At 68.3% G+C, this 16,964-nt stretch carries 15 protein-coding genes; 6 read left to right on the plus strand and 9 right to left on the minus strand.

Going from position 1 to position 16,964, the window contains the following annotated elements:
• Positions 1–199: 199 nt before the first annotated feature.
• From ACYVKA_RS11445 to rimP, 3 genes are all read right to left on the minus strand, one after another.
• Positions 200–430: a YlxR family protein gene (locus tag ACYVKA_RS11445; RefSeq protein ID WP_460705530.1), complete on the minus strand. Its 231-nt coding sequence runs from the start codon at positions 428–430 to the stop codon at positions 200–202.
• A gap of 89 nt (positions 431–519) precedes the next feature.
• Complete coding sequence (nusA, locus tag ACYVKA_RS11450) at positions 520–1,497, minus strand: transcription termination factor NusA (protein WP_394275995.1); 978 nt, start codon at positions 1,495–1,497, stop codon at positions 520–522.
• Positions 1,497–2,048, minus strand: a complete 552-nt coding sequence (gene rimP, locus ACYVKA_RS11455; RefSeq protein WP_460705532.1) for a ribosome maturation factor RimP — start codon at positions 2,046–2,048, stop codon at positions 1,497–1,499. Before rimP ends, nusA begins: the two co-directional genes overlap by 1 nt.
• 179 nt (positions 2,049–2,227) lie before the next feature.
• Between rimP and ACYVKA_RS11460 the strand changes: the two genes are divergently transcribed.
• Positions 2,228–3,223, plus strand: coding sequence for a ferritin family protein (locus ACYVKA_RS11460; protein ID WP_460705534.1), 996 nt, complete (start codon positions 2,228–2,230; stop codon positions 3,221–3,223).
• Positions 3,224–3,272: 49 nt separating this feature from the next.
• Here ACYVKA_RS11460 and ACYVKA_RS11465 read toward each other — a convergent pair whose 3' ends face one another.
• The 5 genes from ACYVKA_RS11465 to ACYVKA_RS11485 all read right to left on the minus strand — a co-directional run bounded on the left by ACYVKA_RS11465 (position 3,273) and on the right by ACYVKA_RS11485 (position 11,005).
• Positions 3,273–4,061 carry a sulfite exporter TauE/SafE family protein gene (locus ACYVKA_RS11465; protein ID WP_460705536.1) on the minus strand — a complete coding sequence of 263 codons (789 nt, stop codon included), beginning with the start codon at positions 4,059–4,061 and terminating at the stop codon, positions 3,273–3,275.
• A 78-nt stretch (positions 4,062–4,139) separates the two neighbouring features.
• A complete protein-coding gene (locus tag ACYVKA_RS11470; protein ID WP_460705538.1) occupies positions 4,140–5,885 on the minus strand; it encodes a proline--tRNA ligase in 1,746 nt (581 codons plus the stop codon).
• Positions 5,886–6,260: 375 nt separating this feature from the next.
• On the minus strand, positions 6,261–7,115 hold the full coding sequence (locus tag ACYVKA_RS11475) for a GNAT family N-acetyltransferase (RefSeq protein ID WP_460705540.1): 855 nt from the start codon (positions 7,113–7,115) through the stop codon (positions 6,261–6,263).
• Between the two features lies 1 nt (position 7,116).
• Entirely contained in the window at positions 7,117–8,259 is a 1,143-nt protein-coding gene (gene ispG / locus ACYVKA_RS11480) for a flavodoxin-dependent (E)-4-hydroxy-3-methylbut-2-enyl-diphosphate synthase (protein ID WP_460705542.1), read from the minus strand.
• Positions 8,260–8,353: 94 nt separating this feature from the next.
• The gene (locus tag ACYVKA_RS11485; RefSeq protein ID WP_460705544.1) at positions 8,354–11,005 is read right to left on the minus strand and encodes an ExeM/NucH family extracellular endonuclease; all 2,652 of its coding nucleotides are present in this window, start codon (positions 11,003–11,005) and stop codon (positions 8,354–8,356) included.
• A 597-nt stretch (positions 11,006–11,602) separates the two neighbouring features.
• Between ACYVKA_RS11485 and ACYVKA_RS11490 the strand changes: the two genes are divergently transcribed.
• From ACYVKA_RS11490 to ACYVKA_RS11510, 5 genes are all read left to right on the plus strand, one after another.
• The gene (locus tag ACYVKA_RS11490; RefSeq protein ID WP_460705546.1) at positions 11,603–13,534 is read left to right on the plus strand and encodes an ATP-dependent nuclease; all 1,932 of its coding nucleotides are present in this window, start codon (positions 11,603–11,605) and stop codon (positions 13,532–13,534) included.
• Positions 13,531–15,117 carry a UvrD-helicase domain-containing protein gene (locus ACYVKA_RS11495; RefSeq protein WP_460705548.1) on the plus strand — a complete coding sequence of 529 codons (1,587 nt, stop codon included), beginning with the start codon at positions 13,531–13,533 and terminating at the stop codon, positions 15,115–15,117. The genes ACYVKA_RS11490 and ACYVKA_RS11495 overlap by 4 nt, the downstream gene beginning before the upstream one ends.
• Before the next feature lie 284 nt (positions 15,118–15,401).
• The gene (locus ACYVKA_RS11500; protein ID WP_460705550.1) at positions 15,402–15,782 is read left to right on the plus strand and encodes a VOC family protein; all 381 of its coding nucleotides are present in this window, start codon (positions 15,402–15,404) and stop codon (positions 15,780–15,782) included.
• Between the two features lie 151 nt (positions 15,783–15,933).
• On the plus strand, positions 15,934–16,086 hold the full coding sequence (locus ACYVKA_RS11505; protein WP_460705552.1) for a hypothetical protein: 153 nt from the start codon (positions 15,934–15,936) through the stop codon (positions 16,084–16,086).
• Between the two features lie 179 nt (positions 16,087–16,265).
• Complete coding sequence (locus tag ACYVKA_RS11510) at positions 16,266–16,442, plus strand: hypothetical protein (RefSeq protein WP_460705554.1); 177 nt, start codon at positions 16,266–16,268, stop codon at positions 16,440–16,442.
• Positions 16,443–16,527: 85 nt separating this feature from the next.
• On the opposite strand, the gene ACYVKA_RS11515 is transcribed toward ACYVKA_RS11510, so the two are convergent.
• Positions 16,528–16,878 (minus strand): substrate-binding domain-containing protein, encoded by a 351-nt coding sequence (locus ACYVKA_RS11515; protein ID WP_460705558.1) that lies wholly within the window; start codon positions 16,876–16,878, stop codon positions 16,528–16,530.
• Positions 16,879–16,964 lie beyond the last annotated feature (86 nt).

A 16,964-nucleotide genomic window follows, 5' to 3' on the forward strand; every position in this document is an offset into this window, starting at 1 on the left:
CTTTGCACGACGCCGGACCAGTTAGTTGGTGTTGATGCTCATTGGTGATTACTCATCGAGTGGTCATGAGCGTTAGCCCACTTTCTGGTCAGCCCCAGCAGCGGGTGCAGGGGCTTTTTGGTAGATCCGACTCGGGGATCCGAGCGGACGCGCGCTGTCCATGTTACCGCGAAGGGCCACTTCAGGGCCAATGGCGCAGTCAGGCCGTGACTGGAGGCGGGAGGACGCGCCGCCGGAAGGACCGGGCGAAGCCCCCCTTGCGGGCGGCCAGCTCGGCACACTGCGGGTCGCGGTGAAGCCACGCTCCCCTGCCCGGCATCCGTCGGGCCGGGTCGGGCACCACCTGACCGTCGACCACGACGTGGCGCAGGAGCTGGTCCTGCGCGTCCGTGCGACGGCATCCCACACAGGTACGTACTGGCTGATCCACCGCTCCATCCTACCGTTCGTGCCTGGCAGTGGCGGCGACGGCCAGAGGCTGCGAGCAGGCTCGCAGCCCCTGGCCCACCGGTCCTGCCGTCAGTTCTGCGGGGCGGCGTCGGAACGGATGTCGATGCGCCAGCCCGTCAGCCGGGCGGCCAGGCGGGCGTTCTGCCCCTCCCGGCCGATGGCCAGGCTCAGCTGGTAGTCGGGAACCACGACGCGGGCCGCGCGGGCGGCCGCGTCGACCACGGTCACCTTGCTCACCTTGGCCGGGCTGAGGGCCTGGGCGACGAACTCGGCCGGGTCCTCCGACCAGTCGATGATGTCGATCTTCTCGTCATTCAGTTCGCTCATCACCGCCCGCACGCGCTGGCCCATGGGGCCGATGCAGGCACCCTTGGCCGAGACGTCGGGATTGTGGCTGACGATGGCGATCTTGGTGCGGTGACCGGCCTCGCGGGCGATCTCCTTGATCTCCACCACGCCCTGCTCGATCTCCGGCACCTCCAGGGCGAAGAGCTTCTTGACCAGCCCGGGGTGGGTGCGCGAGACGACCACCTGGGGTCCGCGGGCCTCGCGTCGCACGCTCACCACGAACACGCGCAGGCGCTTGCCGTGCGTGTACTCCTCGCCGGGGGCCTGCTCGGCCAGCGGCATGATGGCCTCCATCTTGTCGCCCAGGGCCACCCGGATGGTGCGCGAGTCCCGGTCCTGCTGGACGGTTCCCAGCAGGATGTCGCCCTCGCTGGCGGCGAAGTGGCCGTACTTGCGCTCGTCCTCGGCCTCGCGCAGTCGCTGGAAGATCACCTGGCGGGCTGTGGAGGCGGCCACGCGACCGAAGTCGCGCGGGGTGTCGTCGTACCAGCCGACGGTCTGGCCCCCCTCGTCCTTCTCGGGGGCCAGGACCGCGAACCGTCCGCTCTTGCGGTCGAGCTCGACCCGTGCGCCGCGGATGGCGTGCTGGGTCTTGTCATAGGCATTGAGCATCGCGTCCTCGAGGGCCTGGACCAGATAGTCCAGGGGGATCTCCTTGTCGCGCTCGATCGCCCGCAGGGCAGCCATGTCGATGTCCATCAGTTCTCCTCCTCGTCCGCATCCTCGTCATCGCCGAGCTCGTCGAGCTCGGGATCGGACTTGCGGTTCATCTCCACCTGCACGGTGGCCTTCGTGATTTCGTCAAGGGCCAGCTCGCGACTGGTCGGGGCATCCTTGGGCAGCTTCTTGCCCGGCTCGGGCTCGAGCGCCACGACCACGCGGGTCTCGTCGGCCTCGGTGATGCGACCGCGCACCTGGCTGCCGTCGAGCAGGATGGCCAGCACCAGACGGCCGATGTTGCGGCGGAAGTGCTTGGCCTGCGTCAGCGGCTTGCCGACGCCGCGGGAGCTCACCTCGAGGGTGAAGGGCGCATCGCCGATATCGGGCGAGGCGTCCAGCTCGTCGGAGATGTCGCGGGTGGCGGCGGCGATGTCGTCGAGCAGTGGACCGCGCCCCAGGGGGCCGTCGCCGTCCACCGTGATGCGCAGCACCTTGCGCTTGCCGGCGGGGATGATGTCGAGGGAGTCCAGTTCCAGCCCGTGGTGGGCCAGGACCGGGGTGATGATGGGCGTCACGACGCTTTCCTTCACGTCTTGCCACCTTCCAGTTGTGATCCAGTTGTGTTGGATGAAGTTGTGGTCGGCTTCCTGCGGCACGGGCACTGCCCGATGCGCACGATCCCCCGCCCGGGGGCGAAGGATCCCGTCAATCCTACCGGCTGGCGACGACCGCCCCGGCTCACGCGACCCACCCCACTAGGATCGTGCTCATGCCGCCCGCCCCCGAGACTGGATTGCGCCCCACCCGCCGGGCCCTGCTCGCCACCGCACTGGCCGGCACCACACTGGCAGGCACCACCGGATGCGTGGCCTCCCCGACCGTGGAGCCCCGGGCAGGACGCGGTAGCCGGGCCAGTGCCAGCCCCAGCACCGACCCCCAGGCCGAGCGGGCCCTGCTCCTCGAGCAGTCCCTGGCAACCCAGGCCCGTGCGGTGCTCGACCACGCGAAGGCCTTGGCCGTCCCGGGCCCCCAGCAGGCCCGTCTGCGAGCCCTCGCCGCGGCCCACGGTGCCCATGCCGAGCTCCTGCGCAGCAGCCTGGTGGTGCAGCCCTCTGCCACCCCGGCTCCGGCGCCGGTCGGGAAGGACTGGACGTCTGCCGCCCAGCAGCTGGCCGCGCAGGAGGCCTCGGCGCACACCCAGCACCTGGCCGCGCTCGGCCGCACCCCGGCCGGCCCTCCGGCCCTGCTGCTGGCATCCCTGGCGGTCTTCTGCCAGGCCGCTCCCACCGCCTGGGGCGTGGCCGCCGTGACGATGGACCCGTCCACGGCGGCACCGGGCACCGAGACCGAATCGCTGCAGGTGCTGCTCAGTCGGCTGCGCGCGCTGGTGGAGGGCCTGCAGGTGGGATGCGGCCAGGTGCGTCCCACCGACGCGCGCGCCACCGACGGGCGCACCCGCCTCCCGCGGGCCATGGAGCTTCGCGACCAGGTGGCGCAGTGGATCGTCGAGGCCGGGGCGGCGGTACCCCCGGCCGAGCTGTCCTATCGGATGCCCGGCCCGCTCACCGACGCCCGCTCGGTGTTGGCCACCTGGACCCAGCTGGAGTCCCTCGTGCTCGATGCCGCCACCCGGCTGGCGGGCGCCAGCCCTGCCGGTGCCCGACGGGTGCGCGCCCTGGGGATGGCCCGGGGCCAGGCCGCTCGCCTGGACCAGCTCGGGGCGCCGCTGCCGGTCTGGCCGGGATGGAGTGCCGCGAGCGCCTGAACCGGCCGGTCCGGGCAACGCCCACAGCCCGCGTCCGGACCTCCAGGGCTCACAGCAGCAGCTGCACGCTGTCCAGCGCCAGCTTCGCCGCCAGCAGGGCGATGACCACCAGGAAGACCTTGCGGACGAAGGCATTGCCCCGACGCACCGCGGTGCGCGCGCCCAACAGCCCACCGCACAGGTTCGCGGCGGCCATCGTCAGCGCCAGGCCCCAGACCACGTGCCCGCTGTGGGCGAAGACGGCAATCGCGGACAGATTGGTGGTGAGGTTCGCGAGCTTGGTCAGCGTGGTGGCCTGCAGGAAGCCGTAGCCCAGCACCGAGACCAGGGCGATGGTGAAGAAGGTCCCGGTTCCCGGGCCCACCAGCCCGTCATAGAGCCCGATGCCGCCACCGATCAGCACCATCCGTCGCGTGTGGGCCCGCGAGGAGTGCCTCAGCTCCTGGCGCAGCCCCAGCTGGGGTCGTCGCACCGTGTAGCCGCCGACCACCAGCACGACCACCAGCAGCAGCGGCGTGAACCACTGCTTGGGGAAGTGTTGCGCCAGCTGGGCGCCGCAGACCGAGCCGAGGCCGGCGGTGGCCATCAGCGGCAGGGCGCTGGACCAGTCGACGGTGACGGTGCGCAGGTGGTTCAGGGTCGCCATCAAGGTGCCGGCGCTGGCCGGCACCTTGTTGGTGCCACCCAAGGTGGCCACTGGGGTGTCGTCCGGCATTCCGATCACCAGCGCGGGCAGCTGGACCAGTCCTCCCCCACCGACCACGGCATCGATCCAGCCGGCGACGAGGGCGGCCAGCACGAGCATCGCCACGACGCCCAGGGCGAGCTCGGTGCCCACGGGCTGCCCCCCGTCAGTCGGGCCAGCGCCGCCGGGCGCCGGACAGCTCATCGAGGCCGGGGCCGCCCCGCCACTCCATCAGCCGCGAACCTCCTTGAGCACCTCGGCCAGGACGTCCTCGCTGGCGACAGTGCGCTTCTCGCCGCTGGCGCGGTCACGCAGCTCCACCAGGCCATTGGCCAGGTCGCGGCCGACCACCACGGTGGTGGGCATGCCGAGGATCTCGGAGTCGGCGAACTTCACGCCCGGGCTGGCCTTGCGGTCGTCGTAGAGCACGTCCAGGCCGGCCTCGGAGAGCTCGGTGGCGAGCTTCTCTGCGAAGTCGAAGATCTCCGCCCCCTTGCCGGTGGCCATCACCTCGACGTCATAGGGCGCCAGCGAGCGGGGCCAGCTCAGGCCCTTCTCGTCGCTGGTGCCTTCGGCCACCGCGGCCACGGCGCGGGAGACGCCGATGCCGTAGGAGCCCATGGTGACGGTGACCAGCTTGCCGTTCTGGTCGAGCACCTTCAGGCCCAGCGAGTCGGCATACTTGCGGCCGAGCTGGAAGATGTGGCCCATCTCGATGCCGCGGGCCAGGCTCATCGGTCCCGAACCATCGGGGGCCGGATCGCCCTCCCGCACCTCGGCGACGTCGATGACACCGTCGGGGGTGAAGTCGCGGCCACAGACCAGGTCGATGACGTGGTGCTCGTGGCGGTTGGCGCCGGTCACCCAGCGGGTGCCGTCGACCACGCGGGGATCGACCAGGTAGCGCACCTTGGACGCGTTCTTCTCGCCCAGCACCTCGGGGCCGATGTAACCCTTCTGGAGCAGCGGATTGGCGGCGAAGTCCTCCTCGGTGAAGGGCTCCACCACGGCGGGCTCGACCGCGGCCTCCAGACGCTTCTCGTCCACGGCGCGGTCACCGGGCAGCCCGATGGCCAAGACCTCGACGGTGCCGTCGGGATGCGCCAGCTTGAAGACCACATTCTTCAGCGTGTCGGCGCCGGTCCACTCACGGTCGCTGCGGGCGTGGTCACGGTTCAGCCAGGTCACCAGGGTCTCGATGGTGTCCGCGCCGGGGCTCGGCTCGACGTGTGCGGCGGGGGCGCCCTCGATCGGCTGCGGCTCGGGCGCGGCGATGCGGACGGCCTCGACATTGGCGGCATAACCACCGGGCGAGCGCACGAAGGTGTCCTCGCCATTGGGTGCCACGGCGAGGAACTCCTCGCTCTTGGAACCGCCCATGGCACCGGCCATGGCCTGCACGATGACATAGTCGAAGCCCAGGCGGTCGAAAATCCTGATGTAGGCCTCGCGGTGCTTCTGGTAGCTCGCCTCCAGGCCAGCATCATCGACGTCGAAGGAGTAGGAGTCCTTCATCACGAACTCGCGCCCGCGCAGGATCCCGGCGCGCGGACGGGCCTCGTCGCGGTACTTGTTCTGCACCTGGTAGAGCGACAGCGGAAGGTCCTTGTAGGAGCTGTAGATGTCCTTGACCATGAGGGTGAACATCTCCTCATGGGTGGGGCCGAGCAGCAGGTCGGCGCCGCGACGGTCCTTGAGGCGGAAGAGGTTTTCGCCGTACTCGGCCCAGCGGCCGGTGGCCTCATAGGGCTCGCGCGGCAGCAGGGCCGGGAACTGGACCTCCTGCGCCCCGATTGCATCCATCTCCTCGCGGACGATCGTCTCCACCTTGTGCAGCACCTTGAGTCCCAGCGGCAGCCAGGAGTAGATGCCGGGCGCGACGCGGCGGATGTAGCCGGCGCGCACCAACCAGCGGTGGCTGGGTACCTCGGCGTCGGCCGGATCGTCGCGCAGGGTGCGGACGAACAGAGAACTCATGCGGGAGATCATTCGGGACTTTCCTCCTGCCCCACCGGCACGTGACGTCCGCCTGCCAGGAACACCCTCGGCTGCCCTTCAGCCTGGCGTCGTGGAGCGGGCCAAGCCTATCCGTCACAGGCCCGCCGCGCCTGCCCGTTGCGCAGCGTCCCGGACGGATCCTCCGGCCCAGACTGGCAGACTTCCAACCTTCCGCGCGGGCCCAGACTGGAAGATGTCCAACTTTCCTTACGGGCTTGGCATTGCGGGGCCTTTCCGGCATGATTGGCCTGAAGCACCTGCGTGGTATCCCCCGAGACCGCACAGGTGCTCTCTTTGTGTGCGGGCCACTCGAACAGGGACGCGAGGTGGCCGGACGGGACCCTGCCGGCCTGCTCAGTAGAGCACGGTGGCCAGCGTCCCCTCCTGCTCGAAACCGACCCGCCGGTAGAGCTTCAGGGCAACGGAGTTGTAGTCGTTGACGTACAGGCTCACCGTGCCCCAGCGGGCCCGACACAGCTCCACGACGCCAGCCATCGCACCGGCCGCCAAGCCCCGGCCGCGCAGGTCGGGACGCATCCAGACACCTTGGACCTGACAGACCTGACCACTGGCACAGCCCACGTCGGACTTGTAGACCACCCGACCGTCCTCCACGATGCCGAAGGCGCGCTGCTCCTCGATGGTGCACTGCACGTGGCGCCGGTAACTGCCGCTGGACTCCAGCGGACTCACCCCCACTTCTTCGGTGTACATCGCCACGGCGGCCTCGAAGTAGCTGTCGAAGTCGGCCATCGTGATCGGGCGCACCCGCTCGTCGACGCCCACCTGCGGGGTCTCGCGGATCGCCATCAGGGGCTGGACTGGCCGCATGTCACGCACGCTGGACCACTGCCCTCCCCAGTGTTGGCTCAACCCCTCCCACAGGGCGATGGTGGGCTCTGCCACACCCATGATGGAGGCCGAACGACGGTGCGGTCCCAGATAGCGCACATAGGCATCGAGTGCCTCGGCGTCGGCGTCCACCGCCACCAGGTTCGAGCCCAGGTGGGCAAGGCTCACCAGCTCGCCGTCGCGCTCCCAGCCGACCACCTGGCATCCGAGCAGCCAGGGGTCGAGGCCGGCCCGCGAGATGCGGGAGCGGACGAAGACATTGGCGACCCGATTGCGGTCGAGCAGGGCGAGGGCCTCGTCGAGGTCCTGGTTGTCCAGTACCCGCAGTACTCCGGAGGAGGGACGGGCCCGCTCCACCTCAGCTGACCTGGACCTGGGGCTGGCCCACTTCGCCCATTTCTGCAGCAAGACGGTTCGCCTCCTCGATGAGGGTCTCGACGATCTGCTCCTCCGCAACCGTCTTGACGACCTCGCCGCGGATGAAGATCTGGCCCTTGCCATTGCCTGCGGCCACGCCCAGGTCGGCTTCGCGTGCCTCACCGGGACCGTTGACGACACAGCCCATCACGGCCACGCGCAGCGGGGCGGTCATGCCCTCCAGGCCGGCGCTGACCTTGTCGGCCAGGCCCCAGATGTCCACCTGGGCACGGCCACAGCCGGGGCAGGAGACGACGTCGAGCTTGCGGGGGCGCAGGTTGAGCACCTCCAGCATCTTGGTGCCCACCTTGACCTCCTCGACCGGATCGGCCGACAGGGAGACGCGGATGGTGTCGCCGATGCCCTCGGCCAGCAGGATGGAGAAGGCCGCGGTGGACTTGATGGTGCCCTGGAAGGCGGGGCCGGCCTCGGTGACACCCAGGTGGAGCGGCACGTCGGTCTGCGCCGCCAGCAGGCGGTAGGTCTGGACCATGGTGATCGGGTCGTTGTGCTTGACCGAGATCTTGTAGTCCTTGAAGCCAATCTCCTCGAACACGCTCGCCTCCCACAGGGCCGACTCGACCAGCGCCTCGGGGGTGGCCGAGCCGTACTTCTTCATCAGGCGCGGGTCGAGGGAGCCGGCATTGACGCCGATGCGCAGGCTCACTCCAGCGTCGCTGGCCGCCTTGGCGATCTCGGCAACCTTGTCATCGAACTTCTTGATGTTGCCGGGGTTGACGCGCACCGCGGCGCAGCCGGCGTCGATGGCGGCGAAGACGTACTTCGGCTGGAAGTGGATGTCGGCGATCACCGGGATGGCGGACTTCTTGGCGATGATCGGCAGCGCCTCGGCGTCGTCCTGGCTGGGGCAGGCCACGCGCACGATGTCACAACCGGCCGCGGTCAGCTGGGCGATCTGCTGCAGCGTCGCGTTGATGTCGGTGGTCTTGGTGGTGGTCATCGACTGCACCGAAATGGGGTGGTCGCTGCCCACCCCCACCTTGCCGACGTGGATCTGGCGGGTTTGGCGACGGGGGGCCAGGACGGGCGCGGGGAGTGCGGGCATGCCAAGTGCGACGGTCATGGTGCCAACAGTAGTGGACGGCCGAAGGGCCGCAGGAGCAACTTCCTGCGGCCCTTCTCATTCCCTCAGCTGGCCTTTGGCCGCCGGGCTGGTGTCACGACTTGCTGGGGTTCTTGATGGTCACCCGGGTCTGCTCCAGCACCGTGCCGTCGCGCACGATGACGGCCGAGGCGGTGGTCCAGCTGGGCTCGCGCGGCGAGTCATAGCCCTTGGCGGCATCGACGGTGATGGTGCGCTGCCTGCCCTTCCAGGTGGCGGTGACCTGCAGCTTGTCGCCGCTCTGGGCGCCGGCAACGTCGAAGTAGAACCACTTGCTGTTCGCGCCGCTGGTGAGCGTGGGCAGCGGGGCGCTCTTGATGCCGACGAGCACCGGGTCGTGGTCGCTGGCGCCGTAGGCGGTCGGGGCGTAGAAGTCCACGATGTTGTAGTTGCGGCGGGAGTACTGCATGGCCACCGACTCGTCGCCGTTGATGTTGAGGTCATCGGCGCCGGTGACCATCGTCAGCGCCGCGGCATTGGCCAGCGCATGGTCGAGCGAGCCCAGTCGTCCGCCGAACTGGTAGCTGGTGGACTCCGGGTTGAACTGGCGCACCAGGTCGGTGAAGCCGGCCTGCTCGAGGATGGTGATGGGGGTCTCCTCGGTGTAGGCGTTGAAGTCACCCACCAGGAAGACCGGCTCGCCGGGCCACATCTGCTCGGTCCAGGCGGTCAGGTCGCGGGCCTGCTCCTCGCGGGAGGGATTGCTCAGACCCTGGCCGGTGCCGTCGTCAACGCCCGAGCCCTTGCTCTTGAAGTGGTTGGCCACGACGGTGAAGCTCTCGCCGCTGGCCACCGAGGTGAACTTCTGTCCCAGCGGCTGGCGGGCATTGGCGAAGTCGGGGCTGTCGAGCACCACCGAGGCGTCGGTGGGGGTCACCTTCGCGGTCTTGTAGATGAAGGCGGTCCGGATGACGTCCTCGCTGGCAGGCAGCACGGCCGGGCTGGGGACATAGGCGTAGGTGCCGGCGCCGACCCTGGCATTGAGGGCCTCGACCAGGGTCTTGAGGGCGGCGTCGCGCTCGTGGCCGAAGCGGGCCGAGTTCTCCACCTCCATCAGGCCGACCACGTCGGCATCGAGCATCTGCAGGGCGGCGACGATCTTGGCCTGCTGGTCGGCCAGTGCGGTGGGGGTGTGGGCGCCGCGCACGGTGCAGCCATTGGCGCCCACGGGGGTGTCGTAGATGTCCTTGTAGCCGGCGCAGCCCTCCTCGTCCTGCCCGAGGTCGGTGAAGTAGTTGAGCACGTTCATGGCGCCCAGCTTGAGGTCTCCCCTGACGGCCGGGGCCGCGGTGGGACGGTCGTTCTCGGTGGACAGCGGGTCGTTGGCGTCGGTGGCGCCGACGATCTGGTCGACGGGCTGGTAGTTCCACTGGAAGCGGTAGTCCAGGATGACCGGCAGGGTGAAGCTGACCTGGGAGTCGGTGCGCATCGGCTCGTCCTGGCTCAGGTAGGGCAGCGGGCTCTTCTGCGCGGTGGTGTTGCGCAGGTAGTCCCAGCTGGAGCCGTCGTCCAGGGTGATGTAGCGCTTGGCCTGCTCGGCCTCGAAGACGGCCGCCTCGGCGGGGGCGACGCGGTCGGTGGCGGCCCACAGCGGCTCGCCACCGGGAGTCAGGCCGATCTGGCCATAGTTGTTGAGCGCGTAGTTGTTGGTGATCGTGTACTCGCCCTTGGGGAGCACGAGCATGCCCTCATAGGCCTCCTTGTCCGCGTCGGTGGCGGGCAGGGTGGCCAGCTCGGTGGGCGCGACCGGGTCGCAGTCCGTGGCCGGGGCAAGTTCGGGCTTGGTGATCTGGGTGAGCTTGTTGAACTCGGCCGGGATTCCGGTGACGGTCCAGCACTGGCCCGGCTCCACCGTGGGGGCGCTGCCGGTGTAGACGAAGATGCCGTCGGAGGCCTGGCCGGCCGCCTTGGCGGTGCCGCCGCTGCCGGGGGTCTGCAGGTAGAAACCGTTGAAGCCGCCGGTCGGGTAGCTCGCGGTCACCACGCCGGTGGTGGTGATGCTCTGGCCGGCCAGCGGGGTGGCATCGCCCGTGCCCTGGATCTCGGCGATGGAGACCGTGCGGGCAGGGGTGGGGGTGGGATCGGTGGTGGGGGTCGGATCGGTGGGTGCGGGGTCGACCACGCCGCCCTGGCTCTCGGGGCTGGGGGCGCCGGTGGTGAAGTCGGCCCGGTTGACGTCGGTGTCGGCACCGGCGGAGCGGCTGATCGAGGTGCTGTTGGACGGGGCGGGGGCGGCGGTGCCCTCCACCTTCGTCGCGCCGCCGAAGCCGACCAGGTCGACCACGGTGCCGTCGGCGCGCACCAGCTCGACGCTGCCGGCGGTGGCGCTCATCGCGGTGCTGCAGGTGACGTCGGGGGTCGGGAGCGCCTGGGTGCCGCCAGTGCCCTTGGCCTGCTGCACCAGGAAGTGCGCGCCAGGGGCGATGCTGCCGGTCAGGCTGCAGCTGACGCCGGGGTTGCCAGCGGCGGAGTAGTAGTTGAGCTTCCAGCCGGACAGGTCGACGGCGGTGGTGCCGGGGTTGAGGAGCTCGACGAAGTCGTGGGTGAGGGTGGCACCGGAGTTGCCCCCGCCGCCGTAGACCTCGTTGATGACCGGTGCGCCGTTGGCGGCCAGGGCCGGCGTGGCCAGGACGGTCTGGGCGGCCAGGCCGAGGGCCATCAAGGTCGCGGCCGCGCCGAGGGGGCGGCGAGCAGATGTGTGCTGCATGGGATCTCCATCACGCGGGGACGAGGGGGTGTTGCGAGTGCCTCGCACAGGCTATCGACGCTGCCCGCGGGCCGGGGCACCACCCTGCGGGCCCGACCCCGAGAATTCATCTGGCCGTCATGGGCCCCATCGCTTCACGGGGCCCCGGCAGGGTTCGTGGCTGCCCATGGCAGCCCGGCGGCAGCCTGGGCCGCCCGCGGTGGGTCATGCGTGAGGTGCGTGAGCATCCTCAACCGCCGATGAGCGCACGTCCCAGCCAACCAGCTGTAGAGCATGCGGACTGAGGCTCTCGGGTGATCGGGGTTCGCCATGGGGCGGTTCTTGACACCATTTCTATCCTCAGGGTGATTCGCCCAGCTGGTTGGTACGAGGGAATCCGTGGCTGCTTCAGCGTCGCTACTTCAAATCGATAGAGGACGTCGAGAGCGTCGCCACTTTCCTCATGGCCCTGAGGAAGGGACGTCAGCCGTTTTGCGACCCAGTCCACGTCTGTCGCGACAAGGACCTTGGCCGGACGGCTTACCCCAGTGGATACGATGAGTCCAAGCGGCAGAGGATCGTGGCCGTGATGTCGCAGGACGCCGAGGAGGCTTTGTCGTGTACCTGAGTAATGTGTGTGTCCGCGGGATGCGCGGCGCGGTTGACGGCCCCCTGGAACTCAGGATCCCGGGGCGTTTTACCGTCATCGCGGGCCCAAACGGCGGCGGCAAGACCACCCTGACGGACGCGATCTACCTCAGCCACGGCAAGCGCTTTCCCCACCTCCCGAGGCACTCCGCAGCGGCGCTCGGCATGGGAGATCGCGACATTGAGGTGGCATACCGTTTCGAGGACGAACCCGACAAGGAGGGCCCACTCGGGCAGCAGTTGCAGGCGCAAGGTGGGCGCCTCGCCCCAGGGACTGTCGCTGCCGAGTGGTCGCGAACGCTGCACCGCGACCTCGGCTTCATCTCGACGAGCGCACTCGGTGCCGTTAGCGAGGTGGAGCCGCGTACCCGACTCGTCTACCTGCCGGCGTGGCGCAACCCCATCGAAGAACTAGCGCGCCGTGAGACCCGCGTCTTGGTCGAGTTGCTCCGTGCACAGCAGCAGAACCGCGGCCGCGGACGCGACTTGTCCCGGTTGCGGGGCCGGGCGTCGGGCCTTCTCGACGCCCTTGCGACAGATGAGATACTTGCTGGCCTTGAGGCCAGGGTCGGCGAGCAACTTCGCGCGCTGTCAGCAGGCGTGTCCCGCAATTGGCCCTACATCCGCGGCCAGGTCGTCGATGACCGCTATTTGGCGCGCGTGCTGGAGTTGATGCTCTCCTCGTCGGAAGGACGTTCTAACGCGCTTCCCCTTGAAGTCGCCGGGCTGGGCTATGTCAACCTGCTGCACATCGCAGTAACTCTCGCGGCCATCCCAGACTCCACGCAGATAGCGAGGGCGGTAGCGGACGTCACCGCAGGTTCGACGGGACGGTCGGCTGTGGATGACGACGGTACGACCGCCAGCGAGCTTGAGGATGCGGAACGGACCCTGCGACAGGCTCGCGTCGAGAGCGAGAGTGTCGAGGATTCCTTCTATCCTGACGGACCCTTCCACGTCACTGTGGTCATCGAAGAACCCGAAGCCCACTTGCACCCGCAGCTACAGCACTCCCTCGTCCGCTACCTGCGCCGACAGGTCGAACAGCGCCCTGAGCTTCAGGTCATCCTGTCCAGCCACGCCACAGACATCATAACTTCGTGCGATCCAACTGAGCTCGTCATCGCTCGCCGAGACGGCACCGGAGGACGAGTCTGCCGAGCCGTGGCCGACATCCCCTTGGGCAAGAACTCAGCTGAGGTGCTGCGTAAGGCTCGACTTCATTTGGATGCCAGCAGGTCAGCCTCTCTCTTCGCCGACCGTCTCCTGCTCGTCGAGGGCGTCACCGAGGCGGCGGTGCTTCGCGAGTTCGGCTGGGCGTGGGCCCAAGATGACCATGACAAGCAGTCGTTCGTTGACGCGCTGAGCATCGTGCCGATGGGAACGAAGGTGGGCCCATGGGCGGTTCGCCTGCTCGCCACCCCGGGCCACGAATTGTGCAGCCGTCTGGCCGTTCTACGCGACAGCGACCTTGACTTCGACCAGACCCCGACCCTGCCCCCGTGGGCCGACGAACACGACCCGCACGTCTTGCTAGTCGAACACAGTCACCCGACGCTGGAGCCTCAACTGACCGAGGGCAACGAGTCCCTGGTCACAGCCGCTTTGACGGACATCAACGTGGCCGTCCCCGAGCAGGTCACACCGCAGACGATCAGAGACCTGTTCCGCGGCAAACACAAAGATGGCAAGGAGACGGTGCCCGCAGGCGCAGCAGCAGCCCGCAAGGGCGAGTTTGCAGAGGCCCTCGCCGGCCGGCTCCGCGACAACCGGGAGCTCATCGGCGCCGAGGTTCGCGTGCCAGCGCCGATCGAGCGCGTCTTCGACTTCCTCTACCCGACGCCTGAGCCAGCCGTCGAGGCCGAGGACGTTTCGAGCGCCGAGCCGGACATCCAGCTTTGAGCAAGGCACTCAGCCACGCCGGCGTCATCGACGACCTAACCAACGAGCAGCGCCTCGCCGCAGCCACCTCGCAGACCAACCTGTTTATTGAGGCAGGCCCAGGCACGGGCAAAACCACGGTGTCCGCGCAGCGCTTCGGGGTGCAACTGTTCTCCGCAGCGCACCGGCAAGACGCACGCGCGGTCGTAGCTGTCAGCTTCACCCGTGCCGCGACCTACAACCTGCGCCGACGCGTCCAACGGCTGTGGGGCCCCGCGGCCCTGACCTGGCCACACCGGATCGTCACCCTGGACGCGATAATGTGCGACCTTCTTCACGATTTGATGCGACAGCAACTCGTTGTCTGGCCGGATGCCTCCACGGTGTGGCCAGACGGGGATATCGCTCTGGACGTGCGGGATAGCTGGGCCTCGACGGGCGGAACGGTCTGGACTAAGTCCGTCTACGAGTTGTCCCTCGTCGGGCGCCAACTCAGGTTTCGCGAGACATTCGCTTCAGACTACGCCGCGCGGTTCCCTGCGGTAAGGGTGGTGCCCCTAATGAGGCAGGGCGTGTGTACCCACCAAGACGTTCGGGACATCCTTGCGCTCGCTCTCCAGAACCCACCTTCGGCAGCCCGGGTGCGGCAACGGCTCAGCGGTACGATGAGAGCCCTAATTGTCGACGAGGTCTTCGACGCCAACGACCTGGACATCGCCATCATCGAGGCCGCCATCACCGCTGGCGTTGCCGTCACCTTAGTCGGAGACCCATGGCAGGCCCTGTACTTATTCCGTGGCGCCCGTCCGCAGGCCATTCCCGAGCTTCTGGCACGGGCCGGAGTGGGCACTCGCAAACTCACCAAGTCGTTCCGGTGGCGGTCCGGGGAGCAGCACGACCTGGCCACTAACCTTCGGGCTGGACAAGGACTTGTCCTGCCGACCGGCTCATCTGAACTCGACGTCGACGTCGTGCTCGCCCTGCGGTGGGCTGAACTGTGGAACCTTGGTGGCGGAGTACTCCCGTTGGCGTTTCACGCCTTCAAAGGCGGCTACGAAGAGGCTGCGGCCACGTTGCTGCTCAACCACGTCACCCGGAACGTCTTCGACCTCGACGCCACATACCTGAACGATGCCCTGACCGCGCTGAACGTGCAGGACCGTGACGTCCCACGCGCGCTGGAACCAGCACTGCAAAGCGTCGTCGAAATCCTGCGCGCCGACGGCAAGGACGCGGTGAAATCCGCATACCTAAAGCTGGTGCAGGTCGTCGGCAGAGTGTCGGCGCGAGAGCTACGTCCGCCTAACCACCACCACACGAAGCGGCTCGCCCAGCTACAGGAACGACTGGTCTTTCCTGGGCGCCCAGTTCCAGGCCTGACGACGCACCAGGCCAAAGGTGGCGAGTGGGAGGTTGTCGGGCTTCGCCTGAAGGACGACGAGCGCAAAGCCTTGGCCGCCGGCCTCGACAGCGCCGACGACCTACATCGCAAGATCTACGTCGCCTGCACCCGGGCACGGGAGCGCACCGTGGAGATCGAGCCCGACCCGACGCCTGCATCCCGGGCGCCGAAGCGGGGACAAGGGCCGCGCTCGCGCACCTGAACGCGGTCCAGCAGCCGGGCCGTGAGCCGCACACGGGAGCGGCCATGGTTGTGACCCGATGGCGAGCGCCATGCGGTGCATCCGACAGTCGCCGGACACACCCACGTCTCGGACCACGGCCCCAACGCGGGCGCCGCGGAGGCTCTGTCCACCCAACGATCTCCAGCGGCACGGTTCCCCTCAATCTCCCACGCCCGCTGGCGTTGAAGCGCGACCAAACATCCGGAAATGCCGCATGTCTGGCTCAGGGCCGACAGTCGAGGCCAAGCACCTAGTGTGAGCTCATGATTCGCCTCGAGACAGTCACGATCAAGAGCACCGACGCGCCCGCCACTGCCCGGTTCTGGCGTGACCTCCTCGACTACCAGGTAGGCCCCAACCACAGCCAGTCGGTCCTGCTCGTCGGGGACGGTCCCACGCTGTTGATCCAGCCAGCGACCGAAGCACCGACAGGAGACAGGATCCACTTCGACCTGCGCACGGATGACCCAGCCCAGGCCATCGCAAAGGCACTCTCGTTGGGAGCCCGCCATGCCGACATCGGGCAGCTCGGAAACGAGGGCTGGACGGTCATGGCTGACCCCACCGGGAACTTGTTCTGCATCCTGCATCTTTCACCGGAAGAAGCCGAAGCGAATGCAGGATCACCAACCGCCATCGACTGACTCCACTCGATCCTGCCACCCGAGCCAACGTCCTGTCCTGCCGCGGGGTTCGCCTAGATTGGAAGCGCGTCGGCCACGCCAAGCAGTTCGCGAAGGGGAGCACATCCTCGGCCCTACCCAACAGCGAACAGCGCACCGGAGGACGACCACCGTGACTCGAGACCAAACCGCTCGCAGCGTGCTGCAAGGACAACTGGCCATCGAGTGGTCTTTTGCCAACGACTTCATCATCGGCAAGATCAGCCGAGACCTGGTCTGTCTGGAAGCCCACCCCTACCAGCCCCACGGTCCACGACACCGCTGACGGCTGGATCGCCGACTGGATCGACGAATCCGACACCCCAGCACCCCTGGGCACCGGCCACCATCGGCTGGCTCCTGTGGCACGTCGAGTGGTGGTGGACCACCACGCTCGCCCAAGTCGGCAACCAGCCGGTCACCGACCCGACCGACTTCCTCTGGAGCGGCGGCACCGACCGAATCGTGGAGCTCAAGGCGAAGTGGGACGAGGTCCTCGCGACGCGGTCGATGGACGAGCCGATCAGCTGGGTGATGCCCGAGCCCCAGCCGCTGGGGCGCGTCGCTGGATGGCTCAACTTCGAGCTGGCCAAGAACCTCGCCGAGATCAATCAGACGATGATGCTGCACGCCACCTTGTAGACATCCCCAACTGCCGCGGGTCTCGCGCAAGTTCTCGACCTCGATTGCCCACATGGTGCCGCTGGTGGCATCGCGTCTATCGGCGTTACTTGAGTCCCGAGCTGCTGCCTCTGAGAACGAGGCGGTGGCCAAGTATCGCTTGGCGTGGTTGCAGGGCAGTGTTGAGCAGGAGCTGCGCGGCTCGGCTTCCTTGTTCGCGGGCTCGGGCATCGATGGTGGTGAGATCGTGTTTCTGGGCGTCGATGGTCCCGTCGAACCCGGGGACCGCCACGTCCTCGCCGACGGTCACCCCACGGGATCGGAGTACGTCGCAGCAGCCGACGGCGAGCTGGTCTCCGACGCAGGCGAGCGCGGTCAGGTGGGAGAAGCGCTCAAGCGCAGCAGTCGCCGCGGCCGCGCCGGCTGCGCGGCTCCAGTGGGTGGCTTGGACGACCATGGAGGTTGCCACCTGGAGGCCTTCGACCAGACCGGTGAGCCGTGGCCACGCTCCGTGGGGTTCCTGATCTGCGACGTACTGGTCCC

The organism is Luteococcus sediminum, from assembly GCF_054783495.1.

Coding starts and splice junctions, on each gene's coding strand:
- nusA (WP_394275995.1), bottom strand. CDS start 1,497: ATGGACATCGACATGGCTGCCCTGCGGGCGATCGAGCGCGACAAGGAG.
- ACYVKA_RS11460 (WP_460705534.1), top strand. CDS start 2,228: ATGCCGCCCGCCCCCGAGACTGGATTGCGCCCCACCCGCCGGGCCCTG.
- ACYVKA_RS11470 (WP_460705538.1), bottom strand. CDS start 5,885: ATGAGTTCTCTGTTCGTCCGCACCCTGCGCGACGATCCGGCCGACGCC.
- ispG (WP_460705542.1), bottom strand. CDS start 8,259: ATGACCGTCGCACTTGGCATGCCCGCACTCCCCGCGCCCGTCCTGGCC.
- ACYVKA_RS11485 (WP_460705544.1), bottom strand. CDS start 11,005: ATGCAGCACACATCTGCTCGCCGCCCCCTCGGCGCGGCCGCGACCTTG.
- ACYVKA_RS11500 (WP_460705550.1), top strand. CDS start 15,402: ATGATTCGCCTCGAGACAGTCACGATCAAGAGCACCGACGCGCCCGCC.
- ACYVKA_RS11515 (WP_460705558.1), bottom strand. CDS start 16,878: ATGGTCGTCCAAGCCACCCACTGGAGCCGCGCAGCCGGCGCGGCCGCG.